Source organism: Paraconexibacter sp. (assembly GCF_041602235.1).
GTDB lineage: Bacteria > Actinomycetota > Thermoleophilia > Solirubrobacterales > Solirubrobacteraceae > Paraconexibacter.
In genome coordinates, this window is sequence record NZ_JBFIGP010000262.1 from 1 (window position 1) to 5,205 (window position 5,205).

Here is a 5,205-nt window from a genome sequence, read left to right on the forward strand (position 1 = left end):
ATCGAGGTCGGGAAGGACGTCAACGTCGAGACCGGCAAGCCGACGTTCGTGCAGCTGGGGGTCCACCACGCTCGCGAGTGGCCCTCGGGCGAGCACGTGATGGAGTACGCCCACGAGCTCGTGAACGGGTTCGGCAAGGACGCGCGCATCACCCGCCTGGTCAACGCGAGCCGCACCCTGCTGGTCCCGGTCGTCAACGTCGACGGCTTCAACCTCTCGCGTGAGGCGCCGGTGGACATCGGAGGCCCCGCAGCCGCGGCCAACCTCCCGGACGAGGTCAACCAGCAGCTCCCGATCGAGGACCCGGCCTACCTGGCGTCGCTCCTGGCCGACCAGACGCTCGGCACGTTCGCCTACAAGCGGCGCAACTGCCGCATCACGGACGGCGCGGTCCCCGCCGAGGGCGAGTGCGCGAAGGCCGAGAACCGCACGCTCGGTACGGATCCGAACCGCAACTACGGCGCGCTCTGGGGCGGGCCCGGCGCGGACCTCGATCCGACCAGTGACATCTACCGCGGCGCCGCGCCGTTCTCCGAACCCGAGACGCAGAACGTCCGCGAGCTCGTCTCCGCGCGTCAGGCGACCGCGCTGATCACGAACCACACGTTCTCCAACCTCATCCTGCGGCCGCCGGGAGTTCGCGCCCAGGGCGCACCGCCCGACGAGGACCAGCTCAGGGCGCTGTCGGACGCGATGGCGGCGCAGAACGGCTACGCGTCGATCCCGGGCTACCAGCTCTACGACACGACGGGCTCGACGGAGGACTGGAGCTACGACGCCACCGGCGGGTTCGGCTACACGTTCGAGATCGGTTCCGAGCAGTTCCATCCGCCGTTCCCCGAGGTCGTCGGCGAGTACGAGGGGACCGGGGCGCACGCCGGGAAGGGCAATCGCGCCGCCTACCTGCTCGCGCACGAGGCAGCCATCGACCGCGCGCAGCACAGCGTGCTCACGGGCCGCGCGCCCAAGGGCACCACGCTCAGGATCGCCAAGGACTTCACGACGCAGACCTCGCCCGTGATCTCGGACGCCGAGGGCACGACCAGCCCGCCGATCAGCTTCCCCGACCGCGTCGAGTCGACGCTCCAGGTCGGCTCCTCCGGAACGTTCGCCTGGCACGTCAACCCCTCGACGCGGCCGTCACGCGCCCGCGACCGGATAACGACCGAGGTCGCCGACGCGCCCACCGAGGAGCGGGACATCTCGAGCCCGTCGCCGGTGCTCCCCGGGCTGCCGAAGTTCGTCGAGTTCCAGGTCCCCGCGGCGGCCGCTCGCCAGTTCCGCGTCTCCATCTCCAGTCCCGTGCCCGTGGACGACTACGACCTGTACGTCTACGAGGGCGAGGCCGACCCCGACCACGTCGTCGGCAGCAGCGCCTCCGCCGAGTCGCAGGAGGTCGTCGTGATCGACAACCCGGTCGTCGGACGGACCTACATCGCCGAGATCCGCAACTTCAGCGCGGTCGGGCCCGTCGACGGGAAGATCCAGTTCCTGCCGGCGAAGGCCGGCTCGGAGGTGGTGGAGAAGGCCCGCAAGGAGGCGTACACGCTGACCTGCGAGCGGCCGGCCGGCACGGTGCTCCGTACCACCAAGGTCCAGGTCGACCGAGGGCGGTCGGTGAACCTCGGCTCGGTGTGCAGCACGGCCCCGGCCGTGGGCAAGAGCCCGCTCAAGCTCAGCCTCGCCCTCGACCGCCGACGGCTGGACCGGGCGATCACGCACGGTCTGCGCAGTCGCGTGCGGTGCTCCGTGACCTGCTCGGCGATCGTGCGCATGACCGTCGACGGCGCCACCGCCCGTCGCCTGAAGCTGAGCTCGCGGGGCAGGACCGTGATCGTCGCTCGCAGCGCCCGGAAGCAGCGCATGCGGGGCAGCAGGACCCTCACGGTCCGCTTCACGAAGCGGGCGCGGACGGCGTTGCGGAAGGTGGGCAGGAACCGGTCGGTGCGCTTCACGGTCCTCGTGGCCGCGACCGACGGTCAGCGGCGCAAGGTCTCCCGCTCGATCCGGGTCACGCTGCGGCGGTAGGGGACGTTCGCTCCACGTGACGGTGACGGGGCGATGACGGCGCTCCTGCCATCATGGGCGCGTGTCCCGACGCATCCTCCTGCTGGGCTCCACCGGGTCCATCGGCACCCAGGCGCTCGACGTCATCTCCCGCTCCGACGACCTCGAGGTCGTGGGGCTCAGCGCGCAGAGCAACTGGGAGGCGCTCGTCGCCCAGGCGGTCGAGCACCAGGTGCCGCGGATCGCGGTGACCGACGAGGATCTCGGCGCCCTCGCGGCCGAGGCATGGACCGACGGCGAGGTGCTGCGCGGCCCCGAGGGCCTGGTCCGCCTCGTGCTGGAGTCCGGCGCGGATCTCGTGCTCAACGCGCTGGTCGGCTCGGCCGGTCTGGGACCGACCGTCGCGACGCTGGGGGAGGGGATCGACCTCGCCCTCGCCAACAAGGAGTCGCTCGTCGTCGGCGGCGAGCTCGTGATGGCCCTCGCGGAGGCCACGGGGGCCAGCATCCTGCCCGTCGACAGCGAGCACTCGGCGATCCACCAGCTCATCCACGGCGAGCAGGCGACGGGCGGGCTCGCATCGATCGAGAAGCTCGTCCTGACGGCGTCCGGCGGGCCGTTCCGCGGACGGACGCGCTCCGAGCTGGAGGGGGTGAGCGTCGAGCAGGCGCTGAAGCACCCAACCTGGGCGATGGGCGGCAAGATCACGATCGACTCCGCGACGCTCATGAACAAGGGGCTCGAGGTCATCGAGGCGCACCATCTGTTCGGAACCCCGTACGAGCGCATCGACGTCGTCGTGCACCCGCAGTCGATCGTGCACTCCCTGATCACGCTGGTCGACGGTGCGGCGCTCGCGCACCTCGGGCATCCCGACATGCGCGTCCCGATCGCGTACGCGCTGCACCACCCGCAGCGGACCGAGGTGCCCGTGAAGCCCCTGGACCTCGCCGAGGTCGGATCGCTGACCTTCGAGCCGGTGGACACCGACTCCTTTCCCTGTCTGCGGCTCTCGCGTGAGGCCGCGATCGCCGGTGGCACGGCCCCGTGCGTGCTGAACGCGGCCAACGAGGTCGCGGTGCACGCCTTCCTCGAGGGCCGCCTGCCGTTCCTGGGCATCCCCGAGGTGATCGACGGAGCGCTGCAGGAGCTCGGCTCGCAACCGATCCGTGCGTTCGAGACGCTCTACGACGCCGACCGTGAGGCGCGCGAGGTCGCGTCGGGCCTCGTGTCCACGGTCACCGCATGAGCTGGCTGATCGCGTTCGCCGGGTTCGCGGCGCTCATCGTCCTCCACGAGTTCGGCCACTTCGCGGCGGCGAAGGCGGTCGGCATGCGCGTCGAGCGCTTCGCGCTGTTCTTCCCGCCCCTGCTGTTCACGGTCAAGCGCGGGGAGACGGAGTACGGCGTCGGCGCCGTGCCGCTCGGGGGCTACGTGCGGATCACGGGCATGAACCCGGCCGAGGAGATCCCGCCGGAGCACGCCCACCGCGCCTACTACCGCCAGCCGGTGTGGAAGCGGGTCATCGTGATCTCCGCGGGACCGCTCATGAACGTGCTGATCGCGTTCCTGATCCTGTGGGCGCTGTTCCTGTCGCAGGGCGTGCAGGAGCCCTCGACGCGCGTGGAGGCCGTCGAGAAGGGCTCGGTCGCGCAGGGGCAGTTGCTCCCGGGCGACCGCATCGTGTCCGTCGACGGCCGGACCGGCGACCTCGAGGTGCTGTCGCGGCAGATCGCCTCCCACCGGTGTGCCGGGGAACAGGTCGCGGGATGCGCGGCCGCGGAGCCCGCCACCGTGGTCCTCGACCGTGACGGGCGGCGCCTCACGCTCGAGCTCACGCCGCGCTTCGACGCGCAGGCCACCCCGCCCCGGACGCGGCTGGGGTTCGCCTTCGGCGCGGACGAGGTGGACGTCGGCCCGATCGACGCCGCCGACCGCAGCGTCGCCGGCATGTGGCGCGTGACGACCGGGACCGTGGACGCCATCACGCGCCTGTTCTACGACTCGGCCGCCCGCAAGGAGGTGTCGGGCGTCGTGGGCTCCTACGAGGTGACCCGCCAGAGCGTCGAGGTCTCATGGATCCAGGCGATGCAGATCCTCGCGATCATCTCCCTGTCGCTGGCCATCGTGAACCTGTTCCCGTTCCTTCCGCTCGACGGCGGGCACATCTTCTGGGCCCTGGCCGAGAAGATCCGCCGACGTCCGATCCCGTTCAGCGTGATGGAGCGGGCGAGCGTCGTGGGCTTCCTGCTGGTGATCTTCATCTTCGCCGTCGGACTGACGAACGACATCGACCGCCTGCGCGGCGAGGGGTTCGGCATCCGCTGACCGAGGTCGCCGCGGCGCGGAAACGTGACGCGGGCGTCATCTTGAGGGCGTCGACCGAGCCGCTGCGATAGGCTCGGACGAAGGGTTGCCGTCGCGGTGCCCCGACCGATCGAGCCGCACCAGGAGAGGGAAGAGGACATGGAGAGCAGCACCACCGACCGTCGCGCGGTCGATGCCCGGTCCATCGCCGAGGCGTTCCGCATCACCGCCGAGCAGCGTGCCGACGAGGTCGCGATCAGGACGAAGGGCGATGAGCTCTCGTGGACATGGGCCGACCTGCGCGCGCGTGCCGACGCGCTCTCCGCGGGGCTCGCCGGCCTCGGGCTCCAGAAGGGGGACACGGTCGCCCTCCTCTTCATCAACCGACCGGAGTTCCACCTCTGCGACATCGCCGCGATGCAGATCGGCGGCGTGCCGTTCTCGATCTACATGCAGTACACCGCCGAGCAGATCGAGTTCGTGGTCTCCGACGCGGACGCTCGCATCCTCTTCACCGAGCAGGCGTTCCTGCCGCAGGTCCTGGAGGCACGCAAGAAGCTGCCGCACCTCGAACACGTCATCGTCATCGACGGTGAGGCGCCCGAGGGCTGCCTGTCCCTGTCGGACGTCGAGAAGGCCGACAGCGACTTCGACGTGGCCGGCGCGGCCGCGGGCATCGAGGGCGATGATCTCCTCACGCTCATCTACACCTCGGGCACGACCGGGCCGCCCAAGGGCGTGCAGCTCTGCCACCGCAACCTGCTCTCGGCCGTCGAGAACATCGAGGCCCTCGTGCAGTTCCCCGAGGGCGCCCGCGTCATCTCGTGGCTGCCGTCCGCGCACATCGCCGAGCGCGCCGCCCACCACTACCTGCCGATCGTCTTCGGGTTC

4 protein-coding genes are annotated in these 5,205 nt (G+C 70.8%); all 4 read left to right on the forward strand.

The window, feature by feature from the left end; all coding sequences use genetic code 11:
- On the forward strand, positions 1 to 2,028 hold a 2,028-nt coding region (locus tag ABYE80_RS16635), incomplete at its 5' end, for a M14 family zinc carboxypeptidase (protein ID WP_372791422.1).
- Positions 2,029 to 2,089: 61 nt separating this feature from the next.
- Entirely contained in the window at positions 2,090 to 3,256 is a 1,167-nt protein-coding gene (gene dxr / locus ABYE80_RS16640; protein ID WP_372791423.1) for a 1-deoxy-D-xylulose-5-phosphate reductoisomerase, read from the forward strand.
- The gene (locus ABYE80_RS16645; RefSeq protein ID WP_372791424.1) at positions 3,253 to 4,335 is read left to right on the forward strand and encodes an RIP metalloprotease; all 1,083 of its coding nucleotides are present in this window, start codon (positions 3,253 to 3,255) and stop codon (positions 4,333 to 4,335) included. Before dxr ends, ABYE80_RS16645 begins: the two co-directional genes overlap by 4 nt.
- 138 nt (positions 4,336 to 4,473) lie before the next feature.
- Positions 4,474 to 5,205 (forward strand): AMP-binding protein (locus ABYE80_RS16650; RefSeq protein ID WP_372791426.1); only part of this gene is annotated, 732 nt, incomplete at its 3' end.

Bases quoted from the DNA above. Each gene is read 5' to 3' on its own strand.
- ABYE80_RS16645 (WP_372791424.1), top strand. From the start codon at position 3,253: ATGAGCTGGCTGATCGCGTTCGCCGGGTTCGCGGCGCTCATCGTCCTC.